The following is a 25,174-nucleotide window of genomic DNA, read 5'->3' on the forward strand; positions in this document are numbered from 1 at the left end:
CGGAGTTTTGCAACGGGGGACATATGCCTGTTCTGGTGATGAAGTTTGGTGGCACGTCGGTGGCCACTTTGGACCGTATCCGCCGCGCGGCCAAACGCGTGGGCGTCGAAGTGGCCAAGGGCTATGACGTGATTGTCATCGTTTCTGCCATGTCCGGAAAGACGAACGAGCTGGTCGGCTGGGTAAACGAGACCTCTCCGATGTATGATGCGCGTGAATATGACGCTGTCGTATCGTCCGGCGAGAACGTGACCGCAGGCCTGATGGCGTTGACATTGCAGGAAATGGACGTACCGGCGCGCAGCTGGCAGGGGTGGCAAGTGCCGGTCAAGACGACCTCGGCGCATTCGTCTGCGCGGATCGAAGACATTCCGCCCGCAAATATCATGACCAAATTCGGCGAGGGCATGCGCGTTGCGGTTGTCGCGGGCTTTCAGGGCGTTTCCCCCGAGGGCCGGATCACCACGCTGGGGCGTGGCGGATCAGACACCACCGCGGTCGCTTTTGCCGCTGCCTTTGATGCAGAGCGTTGCGACATCTATACGGATGTGGACGGGGTTTACACCACCGACCCGCGGGTCAGTGCCAAGGCGCGTAAACTGGACAAGATCGCCTTTGAAGAGATGCTGGAACTGGCGTCGCTGGGGGCTAAGGTCCTGCAAACCCGGTCGGTTGAACTGGCGATGCGTTACAAGGTCAAGCTGCGTGTATTAAGCAGTTTTGAAGAACAATCAGACGAGGCTGGAACGCTGGTCTGCGCCGAGGAGGAAATTATGGAAAGCAATGTAGTATCCGGTATCGCGTTTTCGCGTGACGAAGCAAAGATGACGCTGGTTTCGGTGGCGGATCGCCCCGGCATTGCCGCCGCGATCTTTACCGCGCTGAGCGATGGTGGCGTGAACGTCGATATGATCGTTCAGAACATCTCGGAAGAGGGGCGCACCGATATGACGTGGTCTTGCCCTGTCGATCAGATTAAACGCGCCGAGGCAGCGATTGATGCCGCGAAAAAATCGGGCGAGCTGAATTTTGACGATCTGATCGCAGACACGGATGTGGCCAAAGTGTCGGTCGTGGGCATCGGCATGCGCAGCCATACCGGCGTCGCGGCCAAGATGTTCCAAGTGCTGTCGAACGAGGGCGTGAACATCAAGGTCATCACAACTTCCGAGATCAAAATCTCTGTGCTGATCGACCGCAAATACATGGAGCTGGCCGTTCAGGCGCTGCATGACGCGTTCGAGCTCGACAAAGCTGCTTAAATCGCAGGCGTATCGCCCATGTGGATCGCTGCGTTTTCCCGCCTCGGGGGAAAACGCATCTTCCTGCCCCAAAAAGCAGATGATAGATGTCAATGATAACAGGCGTTTCATTTTCGACGCGCCTGTGATCTAAGCTGGCATCGCCGGGGGGAATTGATCGCATGGCTGATGGGATAGAGACAGAAAGCCGCAAGCTGCTGGGGCGTCTGCGCGATGCCATGGCCAGTGATGACGCAGGGCAGGCGCGGCTGGATAAGATCACGCATCTGATTGCGTCTTCGATGGGCTGCGAAGTCTGCTCTATCTACCTTTTTCGCGACGAAGACACGCTGGAGCTTTGTGCGACCGAAGGGCTGAAAGCCGACGCGGTTCACGAAACGCGCATGAAGATGGGCGAAGGGCTGGTCGGTCGCGTTGCTAAGCGCAAACGTATTATAAACACGCCAAATGCCCCGCAGGCCCCCGGTTTCCGCTTTATGCCGGAAACGGGCGAAGAGCTGTATTCAAGCTTTCTGGGTATACCGGTGCAGCGCTTGGGTGAAATGCTGGGCGTTCTGGTTGTCCAATCCAAAGCTGCCCGGGAATTTTCAGCCGACGAAGTTTACGCGCTGGAAGTGGTCGCCATGGTGCTGGCCGAGATGACCGAACTGGGGGCCTTTGTCGGTGAAGGGGCCGCGATGTCGGCGCGCCACAGTCAGCCGGTCCTGCTGCGCGGCACCGTTGCCCAAGAAGGCGTCGCCGAAGGCCACGTCTGGTTGCACGAACCGCGCGTCGTTGTGTCAAAGCTGGTAGCGGACGATCCCGTGGTCGAAACCGCCCGCCTGAACGAAGCCGTTGACGATCTGCGCGTCAGCGTAGACCAGATGATGGCGATGGCAGGGGGCGACAAGGACCAGCAGCAAGTGCTTGAAGCCTACCGGATGTTCGCCAACTCCAAAGGCTGGTTGCGTCGGATGGAGGAAGACATCGGCCGCGGTCTGTCCGCCGAGGCGGCTGTCGAAAAAGAACAATCCCTGGCTCGGGCCCGTATGGGGCAGGCCAGCGACGCCTACCTGCGCGAACGGCTGTCCGATCTGGATGACCTGAGCAACCGTTTGCTGCGTATTCTGACCGGGCAAGGCTCAAACACCGGGGCAGAGATGCCCGCCGACCCAATTTTGGTGGCGCGTAATATCGGGCCGGCGGAACTGCTGGAATATGGCCGCTCTCTGCGCGGTATCGTGTTGGAAGGTGGATCGGTCGGTAGCCATGCCGCGATTGTCGCGCGGGCGCTGGCGATTCCGCTGATTGTTCACGCCGCGCGCGTGACCAATGACGCGCTAAACGGTGATCGGATCATGGTCGACGGTGAACAAGGTGTGGTGCACCTGCGCCCCGATGAAACCGTCGCCTCTGCATTTCGTGACAAAATCGCGATGCAGGCCGAGGCGCAGGAACGCTATGCCTCGATCCGCGACAAAGCAGCGATCACCAAATGCGGCACCACGGTCGGTCTGCATATGAATGCGGGGCTGATGGCTGACCTGCCCTCGCTAGAGGGGTCGGGGGCCGAAGGTGTGGGGTTGTTCCGCACCGAGCTGCAGTTTCTTGTACGCAGCCAGATGCCCAAACGGTCCGAGCTGTCAGCGTTGTACAGCCGTGTGCTGGATGCCGCGACTGGCAAGCGGGTGGTTTTCCGGACGCTGGACATCGGGTCGGACAAAGTGCTGCCCTATATGAAGCCCAATGACGAACCGAACCCCGCGTTGGGGTGGCGTGCGATCCGCGTGGGACTAGACAAACCGGGTATGATGCGGATGCAGTTGCAAGCGTTGATCCGGGCCGCAAACGGACGCCCGCTGTCGGTGATGTTCCCCTTTGTCGCACAGTTCGAAGAATACCGCGCTGCCCGTGCCGAGATGGACAAGACGCTTGCCCGCGAGGCCCGATTGGGTCACGTGCTGCCGTCGCAGATCGAAGTGGGCGCGATGCTGGAGACCCCGTCGCTTGCCTTTGCCCCAAAGAAGTTTTTCGAAGAAGTTGAATTTCTGTCGATCGGTGGCAACGATCTCAAGCAGTTCTTTTTCGCAGCCGATCGCGAGAATGAACTCGTGCGCCGCCGTTATGACACATTGAACGTCAGTTTCCTGACCTTTCTTGAAAACATCGTTGGCCGCTGCCGTGAAACCGGAACACCGTTGTCGTTTTGTGGCGAGGATGCGGGCCGCCCCGTTGAGGCACTGTGTTTTGCCGCGATCGGGATCACCACTCTTTCCATGCGTCCTGCTTCTATTGGGCCGGTCAAAAGCATGCTGTTGCGGTCTGATCTGAACGAAATTCGCGAGGTCATCTATGCCGCGCGGGATCGTGGGGACCAGTCGGTTCGCCCCGCGGTGATGGAATATCTGCGCAGCCAAACCCACGAAGTGCGCCGCCTGCCGTAACGATGTGTGCCGGTACCGTTCGAAACAGCATCAAGACCGGATTTAGCCACTCGACTGCAAGGGGAGGGCGTTCACAAAATCCAGACTTGGGGGGGGCATTTTTTTGCGAGCGAAGCGACCGGCGCTGCATCACCGCCCAGTTTCGCAGAGCGAAAAAAGAAACCGAAATAGTGGCTATGCGCGTGCGGCTTTATTCCCTTTAATGCCCTCAAATCGCAGCGCGGAGGAATGCTGCGGGCAGCTATGGGAGAAGCGCGGGCATATGAACCCTTTTGTATTCAACACCACCAAATCCGTCGTATTCGAAAACGGCGCCGCTGTGCGTATCGCAGAGCTGGCAGGCAGTCTGTTGGGCGAGGCCTGCCTGCTCATCACGGACCCCGGTTTGCGCCAGCTTGGTCTATGTGATCCTTGTATCGACGCGCTGGAAAAGGCGGGTCATCAGGTTACCATCTTTGATGAGGTAGAGGCGGACCCCTCGCGCGAGACACTGATGCGCGCAGTCGAGGCAGGGCGGTCCGCAGGGGCCACGGGTGTCATTGGCTTTGGCGGCGGATCATCGCAAGACGTGGCCAAGCTGGTGGCGCTTCTGCTTGGCTCTGACGAGGACCTGGATGCGGCGTGGGGGGTAGGGCAGGCGAAAGGGCCGCGCTTGCCGCTGGTGCTGATCCCCACGACCGCTGGTACCGGATCCGAGGTCACGCCCGTGTCCATCATCACCGTCGGCGCAGAGGAAAAGCGCGGCGTGTCGTCTCCTGTGATCCTGCCTGACATGGCCATTCTGGACGCGTCCCTGACGGTTGGACTGCCTGCGCCGATTACGGCGGCAACGGGGGTCGATGCGATGGTCCACGCGATCGAATCCTACGCGTCGGTCAATGCGAACAACAACCCCGTGTCCAAGCTGCTCGCCCGCGAAGCTTTGCGCTTGCTTGGGGCCAATATCGAAGCCGTGGTGGCTGACGGCAGCAATGTCGACGCCCGCGGTGCAATGTTGTTGGGATCCATGTTGGCGGGTCAGGCTTTCGCTAATTCTCCTGTCGCGGCGGTGCATGCGCTGGCCTATCCCATCGGCGGCACCTTTCACATCCCGCACGGGCTTTCCAATGCGCTGGTGCTGCCTCATGTGCTGCGGTTCAACGCGCCAAATGCCGGCAGTGTCTACGCCGAGATCGCTGCAGATGCCTTCCCTGCACTGGCAGAAGTCGAGGGCAGTCAGGCCCGTACGGCAGCTTTTATTGATGCGGTCTCGGACCTGTCCGCCAGGCTCGGGCTTCCCCAGCGTCTGCGCGACGTGGATATTCCACAAAGTGCAATCCCCAAGATGGCCGAAGATGCGATGGTGCAGGCGCGTTTGCTGGTCAATAATCCGCGCGACGTCACGCAGGCCGACGCCCAAGCGATCTATGAGGCGGCTTGGTAATGGCCGCTCGCGTACCTGCTGCCACGCGGGCTGATTATGCCGATTTCTATCCGCTGCAGACCCGCTGGAATGACAATGACGCTTATGGGCATATGAACAATGTCGTCCATTACGCGCTGTTTGATACGGCCGTGAATGGCTGGTTGATCGAACGCGGATTGCTGGATCCGCAGACCAGCCCGGTGTTCGGGCTCGTGGTTGAAACCGGCTGTCGGTATTTTGGGGAAATGAAATTTCCTGACCGTGTGACCGCAGGTTTACGGGTGGCGCAACTTGGCAAAAGCTCTGTGCGGATGGAACTAGGCCTGTTCAAGAATGACGACGATACGGCCTCTGCCGAAGGGTTCTTTGTGCATGTTTACGTGGGGCGCGAAGACCATCGTCCGACTGAAATTCCCAAGCTAACCCGTCGCGCCCTAGAAGGGCTGCAAACCACCTCTTGAGCGCGGCGTAATCCCGCGCGTTCGGGCTTGGCGGTTGCAAATGCTTGGTGTCCACATGTTATACATCACCGAATCACAGTGTCTTTCTGCATCGCGGCATTTTGTGCCGCGTGCGATGGCGCATTGAAACTTAACACTAAACTGGAGAAATCTCCTCGTGTCCAAGAAGAAACGTATCGTCGTTAAAATCGGATCCAGCCTGCTGGCCAATGAAGAAAAGCTGACATTGCGCTATGCTTTCATGAACGGACTTATGGCGGATTTGGGGGACCTTCAGGACCAGGGCTACGAGATCATCCTGACCTCTTCGGGGTCGGTCGCGCTTGGCCTGAACATGATCGGCAAACGCCCTGAGGAAGCCGGTATTCTGGACAAGCAAGCCGCTGCCGCCTGTGGCCAGCCGCTGCTGATGAATGCCTATCGTCAGGTTGCGAACGAATATAACTTTGACGTGGCACAGATGCTGGTGACCGTCGAAGATATGGAGGAACGCCGTCGCTTTTTGAACATCAAGAACACCATGCTGCGGCTGTTTGAAAACCAGATCCTTCCCATCATCAACGAAAACGACTCTATCGCCACGCGCGATCTGAAAGTCGGGGACAATGACCGTCTCTCGGCCAAGGTCGCCCAGATGGTCGAAGCGGATCACCTGATCATTCTGACCAGCGTCGAAGGCCTGTATGACCGCGATCCGTCGGAACCCGGCGCGCAGTTCATCGAAGAAATCGAAGACGTGTCCGAACACCTCGAATCCACCAAAAGCATCAGCGAATTGGGCAGCGGCGGCATGCTAACCAAGATGCTGGCGGCCAATATGGCACAGAACGCCGGGGTCGAGACGATCATCGCTGACGGCATCATCGAACGCCCGATTTCCTCGGTACTGAACAACGAACGCCGCCACACCCGTTGTCTGGCCTCGGGGAGGGGTGCTTCGCCTTTGATGATCTGGCTCAGCAACCGTTTGCAGGTCGCCGGTACACTTGTTGTTTCTGACGAAGCTGTCCGTGCGATCACGGCCAAGGAGCGCGGCTTGCAACGTGATGACCTCGTGTCGATCCAAGGCGAGTTTTCGAAAGGTGACGTGCTGCACGTCTATGACGAGCAGGGCAACGAGTTTGCACGCGGTCTGACCAACTTCTCTTCCGAAGAGACCATCCTGATGGCGCGGAACCCCGAAATGGAGATCGAGGACGTCATCGGCTACAAGACCAAAAGCGCGGTTGTCGGGGTGGAAAACATCCTGATCCTTGAGGATCACCACCTGCAACTCGACGCGCCGGAAGAAGGCGATAAGCCGGTCATCTCGGTTTAACTGACCCTTGGACGGCGGGAGATATTTTTCCCGCCGTTTTGCTCTAAACTGGGCTAGACATTTCCCACAAAAATCGGGATAAGCGCCAAACGCATTGGGGCTCACGGCCCGAATGATTGCCGCCGCCAAGGCGGCCGAGGCGAGTTGGCGGAGTGGTTACGCAGCGGATTGCAAATCCGTGTACAGGAGTTCGATTCTCCTACTCGCCTCCATATAACATATTGTATTTAAAAAATAATTAAAAACACCGATCCTAGTAGCTGGTAGCTGCTGGAAGTCGCTACAAACATCCTACAAATAGTTTTTTGCTGCAAGCTGTATCGCGCGACTCCTCTCTGACGCGGGACTCCGCTCTGAATACCCGTCCACTTTGCCGCTGCATTTGCCATTTGTGCTGCAAATAGGCCAGCAAGTCGCCACGCTGCCTCAAGGTAACCTCTGAGTCGAACTGAATTCGTTAGTGAAAGCCAAGATGTGGCAACCGCGCCAGAGCTATCACACTTCCAACCATGCAATTCGGCAGCAACGTCACCAGATGGCTGCAAACACCAAAGACCCCAGGGTTCAAGTCATTAGTTATTTGTGAGGTCAGCAGGACTACCGGCCATATTATCAGCCTAGGTACACTAGTACCCACGGCAAAGGCTGCAATGGGGCTGCCAGTGCCGCGCTGCCGCAAGGGTGGCCAAGCGTTGGCCTTGCCTACCCAGTGCTACACGGGCAAGCGTAATGGCGCTGTAGGCGCAATTGGGGCGTTGCAGGTGGTGCCGTGGTGTAAGTGCCAATGTAAGAGACTGTTATCTGCGGGCCAGTCCCAATTTGCGACTTATCAGATTTGCCTTGAGCATGTTCGCCGCCGCCAGGCAGAAGAGGTGATCGAAGATTAAGTCCTCTATCAATTCGATCATTTCAGCCAAATCCTCGCGATTTGCTCTCCAGTATTGTTGATTGTCACTGAGAACTGACCCGGCATTTTCACCGAGACTTGACCCACCCAGTTGTTATGTTCTTTGCTTTATGATGGCGTCAATGCCGCTTTCTCCTTTCGTTTTTGTTTGGCTGTCGCCGAGCTGGCCTTGAACCGATAGCTGTCATTGCCGGTCTCGAGAATGTGGCAACGATGTGTGAGGCGGTCGAGGAGCGCGGTGGTCATCTTGGCATCACCGAACACGCTGGCCCATTCGCTAAAGCTCAGGTTGGTTGTGATAACGACGCTGGTGCGCTCGTAGAGTTTACTCAGAAGGTGGAACAGCAACGCGCCACCCGAAGCGCTGAACGGCAGATATCCCAGCTCATCCAAGATCAACGAATCGGCTTTCACCAGCGCCTCGGCGATCTTTCCTGCCTTGCCTTGGGCCTTTTCCTGCTCCAACGCATTGACCAACTCGACCGTGGAGAAGAAGCGCACACGCTTGCGATGATGCTCGATTGCTTGAATGCCGAGGGCGGTAGCGACATGCGATTTTCCCGTTCCAGGGCCCCCGATCAGCACTACATTCTCAGCCGCCTCCATGAACTCGCATCGGTGAAGTTGGCGGACCAAAGCTTCACGGACTTCGCTGGTGCCAAAGTCGAAGCCAGAGATGTCTTTGTATGCCGGAAAGCGTGCTGCCTTCATGTGGTAGGCGATGGAACGCACCTCACGTTCAGCAATCTCGGCCTTAAGCAGCTGCGACAACATGGGGATCGCTGCATCGAAAGCGGGCGATCCCTGCTCATGCAGGTCCTGCACGGCCTGTGCCATGCCCGGCATCTTCAGGCTGCGCATCATGATGACGATGGCAGCGCCGGCGGGATCATGACGCATGACGTGTTCCTCCTGTAGTGCGTAGCCCGTCATATCGTGCGACATTGGCCTCGGGCTCCTTATTCAAAGAAAGGGCCGCAGGCGGGGTCACATCGGGCTGGTCTATCGGTGCGCCATCCACCAGCCTGTGAAGTAGGTTCAAGACATGGGTTTTTGTTGGCACGCCCGCCTCCAGCGCCATTTCCACCGCGCAAAGCACGGCCTGTTCGTCATGGTGGAGCACCAAGGACAGGACGTCGACCATCTCGCGGTCACCACCTGGCCTACGCAACATATGATCCTGCAGCTTCCGGAACCCTTCTGGCATCTCAACGAAGGGTGCCCCGTTGCGCAGCGCGCCGGGTTTGCGTTGAACCACCGCCAGATAATGGTGCCAGTCATAAATAACGCGCCCTGGCTGACGGTGTGAGCGTTCAATAATGCGCTCATGCGTGCAGACCACATGGCCTTCGGCGACGATGACCAGCCGTTCAGGATAGATGCGGAGACTGACAGGGCGGTTCGCAAAGCTGGCAGGCACTGAGTAGCGATTACGGTCGAATGCTATCAGACAAGTGGGGGATACCCGCTTGCTCTGCTCGACAAAGCCGTCAAACATTGTGGGCAGTGGCATCAGCGCGGCCTTCTCGGCGTCCCAGACATCCGCAATATTGCCAGGCAATCTGCCATGCGGTGTTTCGGCCCACAGAAGCTTGCAGCGCTCCTCCAGCCATTCATTCAGCGCATTGAGGTTCGGAAAGGCGGGCATGAGTTGCCAAAGCCGTCGTGCTGCAGGCACGCCTTTGGCGTGATGGCGGGCGTCGCGCACATTCTTCTCAACCTGACCTTTCTCCCACCCTGCCGCGGGATTGCAGAACTCAGGGTCAAAAACATAATGGCTGGTCATCGCAAGGAACCGTGCGTTTACATCGCGCTTCTTGCCGACGCCAATCCGGTCGACGGCTGTCTTCATGTTGTCATAGACGCCACGCCCCGGAACACCCTCAAACACTCGAAAGCCATGCCAGTGGGCATCGAACAGCATCTCATGCGTTTGCAGCCGATAGGCCCGCACCAGAAATGCGCGGCTGTGTGACAGCTTGATATGGGCGACCTGAAGCTTGAGGCGCTCGCCCCCGACATAGGCCCAGTCCTCGCTCCAATCGAATTGGAACGCCTCGCCTGGCTGAAAGACCAACGGCACGAAAACACCACGGTCAGTCGTATGTTGAGCACGCTGTCGTTCGCCCTTCCAGTTCCGCACGAAGGCCGCGACACGCTCATATGAACCATCAAAACCGAGCTGAACCAGATCCGCATGCATCTGCTTGGCCGTTCGCCGTTCCTTCCGTGATTTACGCTGCTCAGACAGCAACCAGCCTGTCAGCTTATCAGCATAAGGGTCCAACTTGCTCGGTCGGTCCAAAATTTGGAACTCGGGCTCAACTATCCCTGTCCGCAGATACTTCTTGATCGTGTTGCGAGACACCCCTGTCCGGCGCGCAATCTCGCGGATGGGCATCTTGTCTCGCAGAGCCCATTTCCGAATAATCCTCAGAAATCCCATGTCTAACACTCCAATAGCTCCCAGCTGATTCAAGCAGGGGCAAGGTTGCACATGGGTCAATTCTCAATGACAATTTCTAAAGTTGCCGGGTCAGTTCTCGGTGACAATCAACACCCACGCAGGTATGCGCGCACTGTCCGGCGGCGCGAAACGCTCGGCTGTGTCAAGGTGCTGGCAATATCGTCTTCGGTCAGATCTTCTGCCGGACCATCCAGCCAAGGTGCAAGCTCCCGCTCCAAACACCGCCCGACTTCGGCCCCAGTTCGCTTGTGGATCAGCTTTTCCCGCTGGTACAAGTTCACTACCTCGCTCAGCGTCTTGCGACGTTGCAATGCCTCGGCCTTTGTCTTTCGAGCGTCGGCGTCCGCCTTCAACCGCTCCATGATGTCTATGCCGTTTTGTGCGTCAACGTAAGTTTCGGTCGCCATCTGCCGTGCGTCCTTCAGACTGATAGTCGGGTAGCGTCCCAGAGTTCGCGTCTTCCGCCCGATGCGCCCTGTTACAAGATAATCGAATATCCAACTTTTCGCAGTGTGGCTCACACGCAAGCGCAATCCCGGTGTGACCAAGTCGGTGTAAACCGTTTGCTCCTTACCATCGGCGGGCTTCAGGTTCTTCACCGTTGCATCAGTGAACTTTAGCTTTCGTTGCATGGCGCGATCCTACAAACTTACTACAAACAAATAGTGCGGTTTTTGAAGTACTGCAACCCCCTCTAACCCACGCCAATACACTGCCAAAGGTATTCAATATATTAATAATAATGAGTAATTTTAGTTTTACGCTATACGTTCTGGTGCGCAGTAGTTCGGCCTGTATAGTATTACAAATCCGTGTACAGGAGTTCGATTCTCCTACTCACCTCCAATTAATTTTAAAAGTTCGATCTTCAAACCGCAGTTGAGTGTCAGTATTGGCAGGGCAGTCTATTAGGCGCTCTGCTGGTCTTTTTTGCGCGAGGGCTGCCGTACTCCTCCAGTGCTAGCGCGCTGATGCGGGAAGCCGGGCAAGGTCAACGCCCGGCGAGTCTTTCAGCGTTCTAAGCACAATCTCAGACCTGACCTGCGCTACGAGTTCGTGCGGCAGCAAGTGTTCGTGTATGAAGCGTGCAAAGCTCTCTAGGTCGGGGGTGCGCAGATCAAGAATATAATCTGCATCCCCAGAGACGGAGAAGGCAGCGCGGACTTCAGGGTGGCGGGCGATAAAGCTGGCAAAGCCACTTTCGTTGGTGCCGCCGTGGCTGCGCAGGTTGACACGGACAATCGCGCGTAGTCCAAAGCCCAGCCGGTCCGCGTTCAACCGTGCAGAGTATCCGGAAATAAGCTGCGCTGCCTCGAGCGCCGAGCGTCGCCGCGAGCATTGCGACGGGGAAAGGTTCACTATTTCTGACAGAGCGGTGTTGGTCAGCGCTCCGTCCTGCTGGAGCGCCCTGAGTATTGCGATATCGAATCCGTCTAGCGACATAATAGCCTATCTTTCTATCTGAGTCGTGCAGGATGAACATGAAATGTGTTTCTAAGCTACAATAATCCCCGCTTCTATGCGATTTTTGTGTAAAGTTGCATAGATTTTACGCGTAGTATGCACGCACCATGCGCGGACGCTGATGCACAATGAATTCAACCAATACTTGGAGGAGTTTGCACCATGGGACCGTTTCCACACGACGCGCCAAAGGCCACTATTTCCGATCAGAACCCTGCAGGGACTGACGGGTTTTCATTCGTCGAGTTTGCGCACCGCGATCCGGTCGTTCTAGACAAGCTGTTTCGCCAGATGGGCTTTGTTCCAGTGGCCAAGCATAAATCCAAGGACATCACGATCTACCGCCAAGGCGATATTACCTATTTGCTGAACGCAGAGAAAACCGGACACGCGGCCGAGTTTGTCGAAGAGCATGGCCCCTGTGCCCCCGCAATGGGCTGGCGTGTCGTGGACGCACAACATGCGCTTAAACGTGCTGTCGATCTGGGGGCGAAGGAATACACCGGTGGCGGTAAGGCGATAGAGGCCCCTGCCGTTTACGGTATTGGCGGATCGCTGCTGTATTTCATCGACACATATGGTGAAGATGGCAGTGCCTTTCATGCTGACTATGATTGGCTTGGTGAAGTTGATCCGCGTCCCGAAGGGTTTGGCTTCTACTATCTCGACCATCTGACCCACAATGTGATCCGCGGCAATATGGACACGTGGTACCGGTTTTATGCCGATACCTTCAATTTCAAGGAAATCCGGTTCTTTGACATCAAGGGAAAGCAGACGGGGTTGACCAGCCGCGCGTTGACCTCGCCGGATGGTAAAATCCGGATCCCCATCAACGAAAGTGCGGATGATAACAGCCAGATCGAGGAATACCTGCGCGAATATAAAGGCGAGGGCATCCAGCATATCGCAATTGCTTCTGACGACATCTATGGCGGCACCGAAAAGATCGCGGATGCAGGGCTGGGGTTCATGCCCGGACCGCCCGCGACCTACTACGAAATGAGCCGCGCCCGCGTGAAAGGCCACCAAGAGCCGATCGATCAGATGCAGAAACGTGGTATATTGATTGATGGCGAAGGGGTTGTGGGAGGGGGCGAAACCCGCGTGCTCCTGCAGATTTTCTCTAAAACTGTGATTGGTCCGATTTTCTTCGAATTCATCCAGCGTAAGGGAGATGATGGGTTCGGCGAGGGCAACTTCCGCGCTTTGTTTGAATCTATCGAAGAAGATCAGGTGCGCCGCGGAGTCTTGCAGGCTGCTCCGGCGGAATGATCTGGACGGATCTATCTACGGCCCCGACATCCGGCACCTGCGTCGCACGTGCGGCGGATGTGACCGGGGTTACAGTAATGATGCTTACGACCGCAGCAGGGGATTTCCCTCTGCTGCTGGTACGACGAGGCGATCAGGTGATTGCTTATGTGAACATGTGCCCGCATCAGTTCTTGCCTCTCGATTATCGCGCAAGGCAGATACTGTCCGCAGATGGCCAAAAGCTGATGTGCAGCGCCCATGGTGCGATGTTTGACGCTGGAACCGGCGAAGGTATCGGGGGCGAGGGTCTTGGCTGCCGCTTGATTACTGTTCCTGTGTCGCAGGTGTCTGGCCGGATCGTGATCGGGTGATCTGACCAATTGTCCGCGTTTTCAAAACCGCGGGCGAGGGACAATCGCCCCCATTCCTCGTGCGCGAGGGATAACGGCGCTGTGCGGAGCAGCTATGGCATCCGCCCTGTTTTGACCCTATTGTTCGCCCAGCAGGGAAAATTGCACCCCTTAAACGTACTGACCGTTGCCCGACAGGCGGGTATATGGCATTCCATACGACATATAACCGAACGAAAGAGTTTAGCTGATGACAGATTTCACAGCCCGCCGCACCATGATGGTTGATACTCAGGTGCGCCCTTCGGATGTTACCAAGTTCCCGATCATTGATGCGATGCTGAAAGTGGCGCGCGAAGATTATGTGCCCGCCGCCCGTCGGGAGGCCGCCTATCTGGGTGAAAACATCAGCCTAGGCGAGGGACGTGTCGTGCTAGAGCCGCGCACATTGGCCAAAATGCTGGACGAGCTCGGGATCGAGAATGACGAGCTGGTGCTCGATATCGGTTGTGGCTACGGCTATTCCTCTGCTGTGATCGCGCATATGGCCGAAGCCGTGGTCGCCGTGGAATCCGACGAGCAGATGGCGAAAGAAGCCCAAGAAACGCTGATCAACGCCGACATCGACAATGTTATTGTGCACCCAGGCGCGCTTGCAGAGGGCGCACAGCAGCACGGGCCCTATGACGTGATGATCGTGCAGGGCGGCGTTGCAGAAGTGCCAGAGGCGCTGTTGGCGCAGCTCAAGAACGGGGGGCGGATCGCCTGCTTGTTCATGGACGGCCCCTTGGGCGAGGTACGTTTGGGATATAAAAGTGATCATGGCATCAGCTGGCGCAAAAGCTTTAACGCCGCAGCCCCGCTGCTGAATGGGTTTACCCGCGCGAAAGAATTTCAGCTATAAGATAATATAACTGCCGCACATGACGGCAGAAGCAGTGTCACCAATGGAGTGTGAAATATGATGAATACAGGCAAGATGCGGTCCGTCCGCAGTATACTCGCGGCGTCCTGCGTCGGGTTGGGATTAATGGCGCCGATGGCGGCGCAGTCGGAAACACTGGCTGACGCGCTGGTCGGGGCCTATAACAACTCCGGTCTGCTGGACCAGAACCGCGCCGTGCTGCGTGCTGCCGACGAAGACGTGGCCATCGCCAAATCCGTGCTCAAGCCGGTGTTGCAATGGACGGGAAACCTGACGAAATCGTACAACCAGTCGGTCAGCGGGGGCACCAGCACCAGCACTTTTCCAACGGGTTTCAGAAACTCTACCAATTCCCTCACCACGTCGGTCAACCTCGTGGCATCGCTGCTTGTCTATGACTTTGGCGCGTCGCGCTATTCGATCGAAGCAGCCAAAGAAACCGTGCTGGCCACCCGCGAAACATTGGTGAGTGCCGAACAACAGATCCTGCTGCGCGCTGTCGACGCCTATATGAGCGTGATCCAGACGCAACAGCTTGTGTCGCTTCGAGAAAACAACGTGCGCGTTCTGACGCAGGAATTGCGCGCCGCGCGGGATCGTTTTGAAGTGGGCGAAGTCACCCGTACCGACGTCTCTCTTGCAGAGGCAGAGCTGGCAGCCGCACGCAGCAATCTTGCGGGTGCGCAGGGCGATTTCATCAGTGCCAAAGCCTATTACAAAGTGGCCGTGGGCACGAACCCAGGTCGCCTTAGCCCGCCGCCACGCTTGCCGAGCCTATCCAACAGCATCGCCACAGCCAAGGCGTTGGCCGTGCGGCAGCACCCCGATATCTTGACCGTGCAACACCAGGTCGCTGCCGCTGATTTGCTGGTGCGCAGCAACGAATCCAGCTTGAAGCCACGGGTGTCGCTGCAGGGGTCCTATGGTCTGACAGAAACCTTCAGTTCCGAAGCTTCTTCGCGCAGTGGATCTGTGGGGGTTCAGGTTGGCCAAACGATCTATCAGGGCGGTGCCTTGTCCGCTGGGGTGCGTAAAAGCCAAGCGCAACGTGACGCGCAACGCGGCAACCTGCATGTGGTCGCCAAGGATGTTGAACGTGCGGTAAGCGACGCCTATGCGGGGCTCGCCTCGGCGCGGGCACAGATCGAAGCATCGCAGCGGCAGGTTAGCGCGGCACAGATCGCTTTCGACGGTATCCGCGAAGAAGCAAGTCTGGGTGCACGCACGACGCTGGAGGTGCTGGACGCTGAGCAATCCTTGCTTGATGCGCGCTCTGCTCGCGTTTCGGCGCAGTCACAGCTCTATGTCGCCGCCTATTCCGTGTTGGCGGCAACCGGACAGCTGACCGCGCAGGACCTCAAGCTGCCCGTACAGATCTATGACCCTTCGGCCTATTACAATCTGGTCAAGGATGGTCCGACGAAACTTTCTAAAGAAGGAAAGCAGTTGGATCGTGTTTTGCGGGCGCTGCAAAAAGACTGACATTTTCACCACCCCCATTGTGACAAGACAGCCTTCGGGTTAGACTATTTGCAAAGAACGAGTGGTGATTAATTATGTCCGAAACCGTCACAAACGCAGAGGTCGAAGACGTCCTGTCTTCGATCCGCCGTCTGGTCTCCGAGGATCGCAAGCCGGCGCAAAAAGTGCCTGAAAAGCCTTCTATCGAAGATAAATTAGTGCTTACGCCGTCATTGCGCGTCTCAAACGATACGCCGGTGGCGGCGCAGCCAAAGGGCGCGCCCCCTCAGATGCACGAAGTGGCCCAGCAGCGGTCCGCCTCCTACCAAGAGGCCATGCAAGAAATCGATTCAGGCGAGGAAGAAGAGCCCTCCGCCTCTGATCGGAACCAAGTTGCCGAAGATTTTAAGTTTATTTCCGGACGCGAGCCGCGCTTTCGGGCGCAGTTTTCGACCCCCACGGGTGATGATCATCTGCAGGATACCGCGGAACCGTCGCGCAAGCTGGCCTTTAGTGCGCCACGCGCCGCAGCCTATTCTGCCGACATGCTCAATCTGGGTACGTCCGAGCTGGTAGAAGACGTCCCCCCCACGCCGGACCGGCTCAGCGCCAAGATCGCCGCGCTTGAAACGGCAATCAGTCGCATTCCGGAAAACTGGGAGCCCGACGAGCCGGGCAAGAGCGACTATTCCGGCAGCGAAGATCCGGCGATGGCGTGGGAAGACGATGTAGAGTTCGACGCAACTGGTGCTCTGGTTTCGGATACCCTGAAAGAGCCCGACTATGACGCACCGCAAGATGGCAGCGTCGGCTGGAGCGATACAACCGCGTCGTCCGCCGAGCCTGAAGAGCGCATCGTTGATAGCCCCTTTGCCGCGCGGGTAACGGCGGCGGATGCTGCCGTTGAGGATACGACCGATGAGCCGACGACCGCAGCGCAGCACGATGACGCAGCACCCTTTGGCGCAGACGAATATTTGGACGAAGAGATGCTGCGCGACTTGGTGTCAGAAATCGTACGTAGCGAGCTTCAGGGCGCTTTGGGGGAACGGATCACGCGCAACGTTCGCAAGTTGGTACGGCGCGAAATCCATCGGGCACTGACATCGCAGGACCTTGAATAATAGCTTTGCAAGCGCCTCACAGCGCTAGGGCTTTTGAGTAGAATGGGCAAGGCTGGGCACCTTGCCCTTTTTGGTTTGTGGGGCAGGGCGGACGGCAGGCCCGTCGATATAAATGGCAGACATAAAAAAAACGCGGCCGGTGGGCCGCGTTTTTTTGTTCAAACTTTTGGCAGTCTTCAGGCAGCTTCGGCCTGTTGCGCGGCATGGCGACGCTCTGACTCTTCGCGCGACAGGGCAACGGATGTCCGAATGCCTTTGCCAACAAAGTCCATCAGACCTTCGACAACACGCTCGTTGGGATCGATGCCGGCGCAGCTCAACACTTCGCGGCCATCGCGGGAGCGGGCCCAACGGGCAATCTGTTCTGGACCGTTGCCGTATTTCTTGTCATCGGCAATCGCATCGTCCAATGCAGCCAGTACCACAGCTGCGAAAAGTTTGCGGGCACGGTTACCTTGTTCATTGTTAAAGGCAGTGCCATCAACGAAATCTTTCATCTCGTCGTCCTTTCTATTATTCTTGCTCTTGTCATTTAGGCGTAGGCCTCCTTATGACCGAAAGAGCTCGATTCGGATACACCTTTATTGCATAGCACGCATGCGCCTTTCGCATATCTTTTCGCTGTTGCAGCATCGGGTGCGCTGTCTTGCGGGGGTCGACGTTGATATATATAGGTCGGGCCAATCTCTCTTCAACTTTAAGGCTACGGTGCTGATACATGCCAAAGATTAACGGGAACGAAATTCGGCCAGGAAATGTGCTTGAGCATAACGGTGGTCTGTGGGCGGCGGTCAAGGTCGATCACGTCAAACCGGGCAAGGGTGGTGCCTTTGCTCAGGTCGAAATGCGCAACCTTCGGAACGGGTCAAAATTGAATGAACGCTTCCGCAGCGCTGACAAGGTTGAAAAGGTCCGCCTAGAGCAAAAAGACCAACAATTCCTGTATGAAGACGCAGGTATGCTGGTTCTGATGGACACCGAAACATACGAGCAAGTGCAGCTTTCTGCAGAGCTTTTGGGCGAACGCCGCCCCTTCCTCCAGGACGGTATGATGGTGGTTGTGGAGTATCACGAGGAAGAAGCGCTTAACGCGTCCTTGCCCCAGAAAGTGACCTGCAAAATTGTCGAGACAGAGCCGGTCGTCAAAGGCCAGACAGCGGCGAATTCTTTTAAGCCAGCGATCCTGGATAACGGCGTCAAAGTGATGGTCCCGCCCTTCGTCGGTCAGGACGAAGATATCATCGTGAACACCGAAACCATGGAATATTCCGAACGCGCCTAAGCTTTGATGTGACGCTACGTCATAGCTTCGCCGCACTGCAGAGCCCCGGTGATGCCGGGGCTCTTTTGCGTTGTGCAAGCGGCGTGAATGCCGACCGACATGGGGTGAAACGTTTGCAAAACGGGTTTTTGTTGCCAATCTGCAACTAAATAGAGGGTGTGCCTACGCCCTTGCTTTAGACTGCCCGAAATTTGCGCAAAACGGTCGGCCGGTGTGGCATCCGCCGCCCTAACCGTCGGTCACCATCGTCACGGTGGCGTCGCCTGCCTGCATCGCGGCCGTGGCGCGGTCATACCGAAGATACGCCAGTGCGTGCGTGCCGGTGCGGGTAAAGATCGTCCCGGCGGGCTTGCCGTTCGCAGTGATGGCGGTGCCTTTTTCAACGGGGGCGCTGATTTCGACCTGGGCCAGGCCTTTGCGTAATTCGGTTTTGTGCTTCATGCGGGCGGTGACCTCTTGGCCGACATAGCAGCCCTTGCGGAAATCGACGCCATTCAGTCGCTCGAACCCCATCTCAAGGATAAAGCTGTCCGGGGTCAGCTCTGCGCCGCACTCGGGGATCATATAGGTGACGCGCAGGGCATCCCAGTCGGTCGTATCATCGGTTTGCGGCATGTCGCGGTAGGCGCGCCAGCCCATGCGGGCGTCGCGGGGGTCGGTATAGGACCCCTCGGGCGCGTCCTCTAGGCCACGGTGCAGATACAGGCCGGTCGCGTCGATGGTGACGTTGGCGCGCAGCTTGTACAGCGTCAGACGCTGCACCAGCGCGTCGGCATCGGCCTCGGCGACGTCCAGCAGCACGGCATCGCCGCCCGCTGACAGGAAAAAATCGGTGATGAATTTGCCCTGTGGCGTCAGGATCGCGGCGTAGATCGGGGCCTGATCCAGCTTGCGAATGTCGTTGGTAACGAGGCCTTGCAGAAAGTCGCGGGTGTCGGGGCCTGATAGTCTCAGGATGCGGCGGCTGGTCATATCGCTTGTCCTTTCAATGATTAACATGACATATAACAGCGCAATTCGAAGCTGAAAGGGGCAACCATGCGCGCGCCTATATCTGTTGTCATTCCCACCTTGAATGCCGAAGCGCCCCTGACCGATTGCCTCACCGCCCTGATGGAGGGGTTGGACGCGGGTCTTATCCGCGAGCTGATCATCAGCGACGGGGGCTCGGATGACATGACCCTGACATTGGCGGAAGCTTGGGGCGCAGAGATCATGGCTGGTACGCCGTCGCGCGGCGGGCAATTACGGCGCGGCTGTGCCAAGGCGAAAGCGGAATGGTTGTTGGTGCTCCACGCTGATACCCGGCTTGCACCGGGGTGGACGGGGCCTGTCATTGCACACCTGCGTGGCGAAAAGGCAGGCTGGTTCCAGCTTCAGTTCGATCAGGGCGGGCTTGCGGGCAAGGCGGTGGCGGCCTGGGCGAACCTGCGCAGCCGGCTGGGACTGCCCTACGGAGATCAGGGGCTGTTGCTGCCGCGACATTTGTATCAGTCCGTGGGGGGCTACCCCGATCAGCCGTTGATGGAGGATGTGGCCCTCGTGCGGGCCCTGCGCGGGCAGCTGGTGGGGCTAGAGGTCACGGCGGTGACGTCGGCGGATAAATATATGCGCCAAGGCTGGCTGCGGCGCGGGTCGCGGAACCTTTGGACCTTGATCTGCTATTTCGCGGGGGTCACCCCGGCCAAATTGGCCGAGGGATATGCTAAATAGACAGCGTCGTCGTCTAGACTAGGTACCGAACAGCCGAAGCCCGATGCGTTGCAGCAGGTTCGGTTCAACGGGTTTAAGGCCGCGTTCCATACGCCGCATCGCGGCCAGGTTGCGCCCGTCGGTGACAGTTTTGCCGTCCTCGAATTGCAACCGGTAGAGATCGGCATAGATGCCGCCACGCGCCAGCAGGTCTTCGTGTTTGCCTTCGTCCATCACCCGACCACGATCCATGACTACGATCTTGTCCGCGCCGCGGATGGTGGACAAACGGTGCGCAATGACCAGGGTTGTCCGCCCTTGTGACAGCCGATCCAGCGCTTGCTGCACAACCTTTTCAGACTGCGCGTCCAGCGCGCTGGTCGCTTCGTCCAACAGCAAGATCGGGGTATTGCGCAGCAGCGCACGCGCGATCACGACGCGCTGACGTTGCCCGCCCGACAGCGCAGAGCCGCGCGGCCCGACGCGGGTTTCCAGACCGTGCTCCAGCTTGGGCAGGAAGTCAGACACATGGGCGGCGTCCAGCGCCTGTTGCAGCTCTTTGTCGGTGACGTTCTCGCGGCCCAGAACGATGTTCTCGCGTAGGGTTTCATCAAACAGCAGGGCCTCTTGCGTCACAACAGAGAACAAGCCGCGCAGGTCGGGAATGTCCATGTCAGCCAGAGGCACGCCTGCGATTGTCACGCTCCCCTCTTGCGGGTCAATCAGGCGGGTCAGCAGGTTAAAGATGGTCGACTTGCCCGCCCCCGATGCCCCGACAAGCGCCGTCGTCTCGCCTGCAGCGGCATGCAACGTCAGATCGTCCAGAACCTTGGCGTCGCCGTAAGACAGGCTCACGCCTTCCAGCGCGATATGGGGGGGCGTTGTGGGCACAGGCACCGGATTGGCTGGTGACTTGAGATGCACCGGCTCGTCCATCAGCTCTTTGAGCCGTTCAAGCGCTGCGGCAGCGGTCTGCCACAGCCCGCTGATCGCGCCCAGACGGCGCAGCGGGTTAAAGGTAAAGCCCATGGCAGTGAAAAAGGTCATGAACTGACCGATGGTCTTGTCGCCCTCGATGATTTCGTTCCCGCCATAGAGGATCACGGCCATGAACCCGATGCCCGAGATGATGTCGATCATCCCCGGAATGGCCGAGTTCCCGAAGGAGGCCCGTACCTCGGTGCGGATATAGGTCTTGGTCAGGTCGCGGTATTGCTTGGCTTGATACTTTTCTAGCGCGTTAAGTTTGATCTGCACGATACCGTGGAACACTTCGTCCAGACGGGTCGACAGGGTTGCGCCAAGATCGCGTGCCTCGCGCGACCGCGCCCGCACAAAGCGTTGCGCCAATGCGGCGGGCATGACCATCAGTGGTAGACCGATACAGGCGAGCAGCGCCCAAACCGGATCAATAGAGATCGCAACACCAAGCAGAACGATCAACCCGATCAGGTCGCGCCCCGCACCGGTGATCACGGCCTGCCAGACCGACCCGATGGCATTCACATCCGATTGCACCCGCTGGATCAAAAAACCCGGCGGATGCTCTTGGTGAAACGCGCCGTCCTGCACCATCATCCGGTCCAGCAGATCAATCCGCATATCAGCGGCGGACTTTTGTTTGATGCGTGTCAGTAGCACCTTTTGCACCACCCCGGACACAGCCCGCAGCACAAAGATGCCCACCAGCACCAGACCGACCCACAGCAATGCGCCGCTGTCGCCAGCGACAAATACCTGGTCGAACATCGGCTGCATCAGCTTGGCAAGCCCGCCCATGGTCGAGGCCTCGATCGACATGAAGATGATCGCCACGATCAATACCCACATGTGTTTCTTGAGGTAGTCGCGCCAGAGCCAGGTCAGCAGCTCGCGCGAGGAATAGGTCACATCACTCATATAAAGGCCGGGTTCCTTTGGGCATATATGTCTACGGGTTTACGCAGCCCTAAGGGGCAGGGCAAGCAGCGCCGCGTGGTTTGTGTGATTGACGCCGCGCTGCTTGCGGATAAGTTGCAGGAAATTCTTCCTGCATATGAGGGCTGGTGCCATGACCAAATTCCGCAATCTGTCGCAAGGGCGCGGCTATCTCGCGATCCCCGGTCCGTCGGTGATGCCCGAGGCTGTGTTGAACGCGATGCATCGTCCGGCCCCCAATATCTATGCCGGAGAGTTGGTTGATATGATGCCACCCCTGATGGAAGATCTGCGGCGTATCGCGGGCACGCAGCATCACGTAGCGATGTATATTGGCAACGGCCACGCCGCTTGGGAGGCCTCGCTGAGCAATGTCGTGGCCCCCGGTGACAAGGTGCTGGTGCCGGCAACCGGGCGATTTGGAATCGGTTGGGGCGATGCCGCCACAGGGCTTGGCGCGGAAGTGGAGGTCATGGATTTCGGCCTGCAATCCGCCATGGATATCGATCAGATCGCAGAGCGGCTGGAAGCGGACACAGCCCACGAGATCAAGGTCGTGCTCGCGGTGCATGTGGATACCTCAACCTCTGTTGTCAATGATATCGCCGGCCTGCGCGCTGCGCTTGATGCAGCGGATCACCCGGCGTTGCTGATGGTGGATTGCATCGCCTCCTTCGCGTGCGACCGGTTCGAGATGGACAACTGGGGCGTCGATGTCATGGTCACCGCCTGTCAAAAGGGGCTGATGGTCCCGCCCGGTGTCAGCTTTGTATTCTTTAACGACCGCGCCGCCGCCGTGCGCGAGGCACTGCCACGGGTTAGCCGGTTCTGGGACTGGACCCCGCGCGCCAACCCGCAAGAGTTCTTCCAGTACCACTGTGGCACGGCCCCTACGCATCACATCTATGGACTGCGGGCCGCGCTGGATATGATCCACGACGAGGGCATCGAGGCCGTTTGGGACCGGCACGAAACGCTGGCGCGGGCGGTATGGGCCGCCTGCGATGCATGGGGGAGCGCAGGTGATCTGGCGCTGAACATCGCTGATCCCGCCCTGCGCAGCCACGCTGTCACGGCGCTGCGGCTAAAGGCACCACAGGCCACAGAGTTGCGCGACTGGGTCGAGGGGAACATCGGTCTTACGTTGGGAATCGGTCTGGGCATGGCCCCCAAAGACAGCCCCGAAAGCCACGGGTTCTTCCGCTTGGGTCACATGGGGCATGTAAACGGGCAAATGGTCATGGGGATGCTTGGCGGGATAGAGGCCGGCATGTCCGCGCTTGATATTAAACGCGGCACGGGCGCCCTAGAGGCCGCAGCGAAAGTGATCGGCGGGGCCTAACCCCGCCGCGCCGCGCTAGGCTTTTCGCGCATCCGCGAGTGCCGCGGGCAAGGCCGCGGCAAAAGCATCAAGGTTTTCCGGCGTGCCACAGCTGACGCGGATGCAGCGGTTTTGCGGTGCGGCAAACGGCATGCGCACAAAGACACCGCGCGTGACCAGCCCGTCCAGAACGGCCTTGGCAAAGCGGCCGTCAGCACCGCAGTCGATCGCGACGAAATTCGCGGCAGAGGGCAGGGCCGTCAGCCCGTTGTCCGATGCGATCTGCGCGATCCGGTCGCGTGCGCTGGCAATCTGGGATTGAATATGCGCCAGCCAATTGCTGTCTTGCAGCGCAGCGAGGGCACCTGCTTGGGCAGCACGGTTCATCCCAAAGTGGTTTCGCACCTTGCCAAAGGCCGTAATCAAATCGGGCGCAGCGATGGCATAGCCGACCCGCGCCCCTGCCAATCCATGCGCCTTGGAAAAGGTGCGCATGCGGATCAGGCGCGGATCATCGGCAGGCAGGTCGGGGGCGGTACCCTCGGGGGCGCAATCGACATAGGCCTCGTCGAGCACCAGCAAGCATCCTTGCGGCAACGCCTCTAACGCGCGGGTGATGACGTGTCCGTCGTGCCAGCTGCCCATGGGATTGTCTGGGTTGGCCAGATAGACCAGCTTGGCGCCTACCTCGGCGGCCTTGGCAAACAGCGCTGCCGGATCCTCATGATCGTCCGCATAGGGCACTTTGTGAAGCACCCCACCAAAGCCCGCCACGTGATAGTTAAATGTCGGATAGGCCCCGTCCGAGGTCACGACCCCGTCGCCGTCTGCCACCATGAGGCGCACAAGATAGCTCAGCAACCCGTCGATGCCTTCGCCAACGATGATGTTCTCGGGCGTGATGCCATGATGCGCTGCAAGGGCCGCGCGCAGATCATGGCTCTCGGGATCGCCATACATCCACTGTTCGGTTTTGGCCATCGCATCAATCGCGCGGGGGGAGGGGCCAAAGACGTTCTCGTTCGCCCCCAGCCGCGCGGTAAAGGCGCGGCCCATAACGCGTTCCTGCGTTTCAGGACCGACAAACGGCACGGTAGAGGGCAGGGCGTCGGCAAGCGGGGTGAGGCGATACTGTGTCATGGGGATCAGCTACTGCATCTGACATGCGTCGGGCAAGTGACATCAGCATGCGCGCGCGGTTTTGGGTGCCGTAGCGTTTCGCTTTGCAACATACAGACTTCGTGGCCAAACTAGCCAAAATTCAAGGAGGATCCTATGAGCCGCGTTTCCGTCACCTATGACAATCACATTGCCCATGTGCGCCTGACCCGCGCCGACAAAATGAATGCCGTTGACCAAGACATGATTGATGCTGTGATCGCTGCCGGAAACGAGGTGGCTGCATCAAATGCGCGGGCAGTGGTTATTTCGGGCGAAGGCAAGGCGTTCTGCGCTGGCATCGACATCGGTGGCATGGGCGCGCTGGCCGGCGGCGACCCGACCGAACGGATGATGACGCGCACCCACGGCGACGGGACCACGAACCAGTGGCAGGAGGTGGCGATGGTCTGGACCCGCGTCGGTGTGCCCGTGATCGCTGCACTGCATGGCAAGACCTATGGCGCGGGCCTACAACTGGCGCTTGGGGCGGATATCCGCATCGCGGCCCCCGATACCGAAATGGCCGTGATGGAGATGAAATGGGGCATCGTGCCGGATATGGGCGGCATGGTGTTGCTGCCCAAACTGGTGCGGGGCGATGTGTTGCGGCTGTTGACCTATACCGCACAACCCATCGGGGCAGAACAGGCCGAACGCTGGGGGCTAGTCACGCAGATCGCCGAAGACCCGCTGGCCGCCGCCATGGCGCTCGCCACGACAATCGCCGGCAAAAGCCCAAGCGCGATAAAAGCTGCTAAACGTCTCACCGCCTTTGCCGAGGTAGGCGATGCGGATGCCGTATTGCTGGCGGAATCCCGCGAACAGGCCGCGCTGCTGGGACGCCCGCACCAGATGGAGGTTATTGCAGCAGAGTTCGGCAAACGCCCCGCCGTCTTCAAAGACTAGCGGCACAAAAAAGTCAGCCCCGCCTGATTGCTCAGACGGGGCCTTCCAAATGAACGATCTTTGCTTCCCAG

At 58.4% G+C, this 25,174-nt stretch carries 22 protein-coding genes and 1 tRNA gene; 15 read left to right on the plus strand and 8 right to left on the minus strand.

Annotated elements, in window-relative coordinates; genetic code table 11:
* Positions 1–23 precede the first annotated feature (23 nt).
* The 6 genes from GLP52_RS01020 to GLP52_RS01045 all read left to right on the plus strand — a co-directional run bounded on the left by GLP52_RS01020 (position 24) and on the right by GLP52_RS01045 (position 7,081).
* Complete coding sequence (locus GLP52_RS01020; protein WP_237271356.1) at positions 24–1,262, plus strand: aspartate kinase; 1,239 nt, start codon at positions 24–26, stop codon at positions 1,260–1,262.
* Positions 1,263–1,423: 161 nt separating this feature from the next.
* Positions 1,424–3,685, plus strand: coding sequence for a phosphoenolpyruvate--protein phosphotransferase (gene ptsP / locus GLP52_RS01025; RefSeq protein WP_237271357.1), 2,262 nt, complete (start codon positions 1,424–1,426; stop codon positions 3,683–3,685).
* A gap of 262 nt (positions 3,686–3,947) precedes the next feature.
* Positions 3,948–5,108 carry an iron-containing alcohol dehydrogenase gene (locus GLP52_RS01030; protein WP_237271358.1) on the plus strand — a complete coding sequence of 387 codons (1,161 nt, stop codon included), beginning with the start codon at positions 3,948–3,950 and terminating at the stop codon, positions 5,106–5,108.
* Positions 5,108–5,551 (plus strand): acyl-CoA thioesterase, encoded by a 444-nt coding sequence (locus GLP52_RS01035; protein WP_237271359.1) that lies wholly within the window; start codon positions 5,108–5,110, stop codon positions 5,549–5,551. The genes GLP52_RS01030 and GLP52_RS01035 overlap by 1 nt, the downstream gene beginning before the upstream one ends.
* Before the next feature lie 157 nt (positions 5,552–5,708).
* Entirely contained in the window at positions 5,709–6,869 is a 1,161-nt protein-coding gene (gene proB, locus GLP52_RS01040) for a glutamate 5-kinase (protein ID WP_093733592.1), read from the plus strand.
* 138 nt (positions 6,870–7,007) lie between these two features.
* Positions 7,008–7,081 (plus strand) — tRNA-Cys (locus GLP52_RS01045).
* Between the two features lie 803 nt (positions 7,082–7,884).
* On the opposite strand, the gene istB is transcribed toward GLP52_RS01045, so the two are convergent.
* The 4 genes from istB to GLP52_RS01065 form a co-directional block, all read right to left on the minus strand.
* A complete protein-coding gene (gene istB / locus GLP52_RS01050) occupies positions 7,885–8,676 on the minus strand; it encodes an IS21-like element helper ATPase IstB (protein ID WP_237273316.1) in 792 nt (263 codons plus the stop codon).
* Positions 8,666–10,222, minus strand: a complete 1,557-nt coding sequence (gene istA, locus GLP52_RS01055) for an IS21 family transposase (RefSeq protein WP_237271360.1) — start codon at positions 10,220–10,222, stop codon at positions 8,666–8,668. Before istA ends, istB begins: the two co-directional genes overlap by 11 nt.
* A gap of 107 nt (positions 10,223–10,329) precedes the next feature.
* Entirely contained in the window at positions 10,330–10,875 is a 546-nt protein-coding gene (locus GLP52_RS01060; protein ID WP_093732373.1) for an Arm DNA-binding domain-containing protein, read from the minus strand.
* Between the two features lie 328 nt (positions 10,876–11,203).
* Entirely contained in the window at positions 11,204–11,686 is a 483-nt protein-coding gene (locus GLP52_RS01065; protein ID WP_093732374.1) for an Lrp/AsnC family transcriptional regulator, read from the minus strand.
* 183 nt (positions 11,687–11,869) lie between these two features.
* Here GLP52_RS01065 and hppD point away from each other — a divergent pair, with 183 nt between their 5' ends.
* The 5 genes from hppD to GLP52_RS01090 all read left to right on the plus strand — a co-directional run bounded on the left by hppD (position 11,870) and on the right by GLP52_RS01090 (position 16,824).
* Positions 11,870–12,982: a 4-hydroxyphenylpyruvate dioxygenase gene (hppD, locus tag GLP52_RS01070; RefSeq protein WP_093732375.1), complete on the plus strand. Its 1,113-nt coding sequence runs from the start codon at positions 11,870–11,872 to the stop codon at positions 12,980–12,982.
* A complete protein-coding gene (locus GLP52_RS01075; RefSeq protein WP_093732376.1) occupies positions 12,979–13,335 on the plus strand; it encodes a Rieske (2Fe-2S) protein in 357 nt (118 codons plus the stop codon). Before hppD ends, GLP52_RS01075 begins: the two co-directional genes overlap by 4 nt.
* A 229-nt stretch (positions 13,336–13,564) precedes the next feature.
* Complete coding sequence (locus tag GLP52_RS01080; RefSeq protein WP_237271362.1) at positions 13,565–14,218, plus strand: protein-L-isoaspartate O-methyltransferase family protein; 654 nt, start codon at positions 13,565–13,567, stop codon at positions 14,216–14,218.
* Between the two features lie 57 nt (positions 14,219–14,275).
* A complete protein-coding gene (locus GLP52_RS01085; RefSeq protein WP_093732378.1) occupies positions 14,276–15,721 on the plus strand; it encodes a TolC family outer membrane protein in 1,446 nt (481 codons plus the stop codon).
* 74 nt (positions 15,722–15,795) lie between these two features.
* A complete protein-coding gene (locus GLP52_RS01090) occupies positions 15,796–16,824 on the plus strand; it encodes a hypothetical protein (protein ID WP_237271363.1) in 1,029 nt (342 codons plus the stop codon).
* Between the two features lie 176 nt (positions 16,825–17,000).
* Here the strand turns inward: GLP52_RS01090 and GLP52_RS01095 are convergent, their stop codons facing one another.
* A complete protein-coding gene (locus GLP52_RS01095) occupies positions 17,001–17,321 on the minus strand; it encodes a DUF6280 family protein (RefSeq protein WP_093732380.1) in 321 nt (106 codons plus the stop codon).
* A gap of 221 nt (positions 17,322–17,542) precedes the next feature.
* Between GLP52_RS01095 and efp the strand changes: the two genes are divergently transcribed.
* Positions 17,543–18,106, plus strand: coding sequence for an elongation factor P (efp, locus tag GLP52_RS01100; RefSeq protein WP_093732381.1), 564 nt, complete (start codon positions 17,543–17,545; stop codon positions 18,104–18,106).
* A 228-nt stretch (positions 18,107–18,334) separates the two neighbouring features.
* On the opposite strand, the gene ygfZ is transcribed toward efp, so the two are convergent.
* Positions 18,335–19,078, minus strand: coding sequence for a CAF17-like 4Fe-4S cluster assembly/insertion protein YgfZ (gene ygfZ / locus GLP52_RS01105; RefSeq protein WP_237271364.1), 744 nt, complete (start codon positions 19,076–19,078; stop codon positions 18,335–18,337).
* Positions 19,079–19,144: 66 nt separating this feature from the next.
* On the opposite strand from ygfZ, the gene GLP52_RS01110 reads away from it, so the two are divergent.
* Entirely contained in the window at positions 19,145–19,819 is a 675-nt protein-coding gene (locus tag GLP52_RS01110; protein ID WP_237271365.1) for a TIGR04283 family arsenosugar biosynthesis glycosyltransferase, read from the plus strand.
* Between the two features lie 18 nt (positions 19,820–19,837).
* On the opposite strand, the gene GLP52_RS01115 is transcribed toward GLP52_RS01110, so the two are convergent.
* Positions 19,838–21,697: an ABC transporter ATP-binding protein gene (locus GLP52_RS01115; protein WP_093732384.1), complete on the minus strand. Its 1,860-nt coding sequence runs from the start codon at positions 21,695–21,697 to the stop codon at positions 19,838–19,840.
* Between the two features lie 151 nt (positions 21,698–21,848).
* On the opposite strand from GLP52_RS01115, the gene GLP52_RS01120 reads away from it, so the two are divergent.
* Positions 21,849–23,057 (plus strand): pyridoxal-phosphate-dependent aminotransferase family protein, encoded by a 1,209-nt coding sequence (locus tag GLP52_RS01120; RefSeq protein ID WP_093732385.1) that lies wholly within the window; start codon positions 21,849–21,851, stop codon positions 23,055–23,057.
* Between the two features lie 15 nt (positions 23,058–23,072).
* Here GLP52_RS01120 and GLP52_RS01125 read toward each other — a convergent pair whose 3' ends face one another.
* Positions 23,073–24,176, minus strand: a complete 1,104-nt coding sequence (locus GLP52_RS01125; protein ID WP_237271366.1) for a pyridoxal phosphate-dependent aminotransferase — start codon at positions 24,174–24,176, stop codon at positions 23,073–23,075.
* Positions 24,177–24,311: 135 nt separating this feature from the next.
* Here GLP52_RS01125 and GLP52_RS01130 point away from each other — a divergent pair, with 135 nt between their 5' ends.
* Entirely contained in the window at positions 24,312–25,103 is a 792-nt protein-coding gene (locus GLP52_RS01130) for a crotonase/enoyl-CoA hydratase family protein (RefSeq protein ID WP_237271367.1), read from the plus strand.
* Positions 25,104–25,174: the final 71 nt, after the last annotated feature.

The sequence above is a fragment of the Sulfitobacter sp. M22 genome, from assembly GCF_021736025.1.
In the GTDB taxonomy this organism is placed as follows: domain Bacteria; phylum Pseudomonadota; class Alphaproteobacteria; order Rhodobacterales; family Rhodobacteraceae; genus Sulfitobacter; species Sulfitobacter litoralis.

Coding starts and splice junctions, on each gene's coding strand:
- GLP52_RS01095 (WP_093732380.1), bottom strand. CDS start 17,321: ATGAAAGATTTCGTTGATGGCACTGCCTTTAACAATGAACAAGGTAAC.
- hppD (WP_093732375.1), top strand. CDS start 11,870: ATGGGACCGTTTCCACACGACGCGCCAAAGGCCACTATTTCCGATCAG.
- GLP52_RS01120 (WP_093732385.1), top strand. CDS start 21,849: ATGACCAAATTCCGCAATCTGTCGCAAGGGCGCGGCTATCTCGCGATC.
- istA (WP_237271360.1), bottom strand. CDS start 10,222: ATGGGATTTCTGAGGATTATTCGGAAATGGGCTCTGCGAGACAAGATG.
- GLP52_RS01080 (WP_237271362.1), top strand. CDS start 13,565: ATGACAGATTTCACAGCCCGCCGCACCATGATGGTTGATACTCAGGTG.
- GLP52_RS01125 (WP_237271366.1), bottom strand. CDS start 24,176: ATGACACAGTATCGCCTCACCCCGCTTGCCGACGCCCTGCCCTCTACC.
- istB (WP_237273316.1), bottom strand. CDS start 8,676: ATGCGTCATGATCCCGCCGGCGCTGCCATCGTCATCATGATGCGCAGC.
- GLP52_RS01065 (WP_093732374.1), bottom strand. CDS start 11,686: ATGTCGCTAGACGGATTCGATATCGCAATACTCAGGGCGCTCCAGCAG.
- GLP52_RS01085 (WP_093732378.1), top strand. CDS start 14,276: ATGATGAATACAGGCAAGATGCGGTCCGTCCGCAGTATACTCGCGGCG.
- GLP52_RS01030 (WP_237271358.1), top strand. CDS start 3,948: ATGAACCCTTTTGTATTCAACACCACCAAATCCGTCGTATTCGAAAAC.
- GLP52_RS01115 (WP_093732384.1), bottom strand. CDS start 21,697: ATGAGTGATGTGACCTATTCCTCGCGCGAGCTGCTGACCTGGCTCTGG.
- GLP52_RS01020 (WP_237271356.1), top strand. CDS start 24: ATGCCTGTTCTGGTGATGAAGTTTGGTGGCACGTCGGTGGCCACTTTG.
- GLP52_RS01060 (WP_093732373.1), bottom strand. CDS start 10,875: ATGCAACGAAAGCTAAAGTTCACTGATGCAACGGTGAAGAACCTGAAG.
- GLP52_RS01075 (WP_093732376.1), top strand. CDS start 12,979: ATGATCTGGACGGATCTATCTACGGCCCCGACATCCGGCACCTGCGTC.
- GLP52_RS01035 (WP_237271359.1), top strand. CDS start 5,108: ATGGCCGCTCGCGTACCTGCTGCCACGCGGGCTGATTATGCCGATTTC.
- efp (WP_093732381.1), top strand. CDS start 17,543: ATGCCAAAGATTAACGGGAACGAAATTCGGCCAGGAAATGTGCTTGAG.
- GLP52_RS01130 (WP_237271367.1), top strand. CDS start 24,312: ATGAGCCGCGTTTCCGTCACCTATGACAATCACATTGCCCATGTGCGC.
- GLP52_RS01090 (WP_237271363.1), top strand. CDS start 15,796: ATGTCCGAAACCGTCACAAACGCAGAGGTCGAAGACGTCCTGTCTTCG.
- ptsP (WP_237271357.1), top strand. CDS start 1,424: ATGGCTGATGGGATAGAGACAGAAAGCCGCAAGCTGCTGGGGCGTCTG.
- ygfZ (WP_237271364.1), bottom strand. CDS start 19,078: ATGACCAGCCGCCGCATCCTGAGACTATCAGGCCCCGACACCCGCGAC.
- GLP52_RS01110 (WP_237271365.1), top strand. CDS start 19,145: ATGCGCGCGCCTATATCTGTTGTCATTCCCACCTTGAATGCCGAAGCG.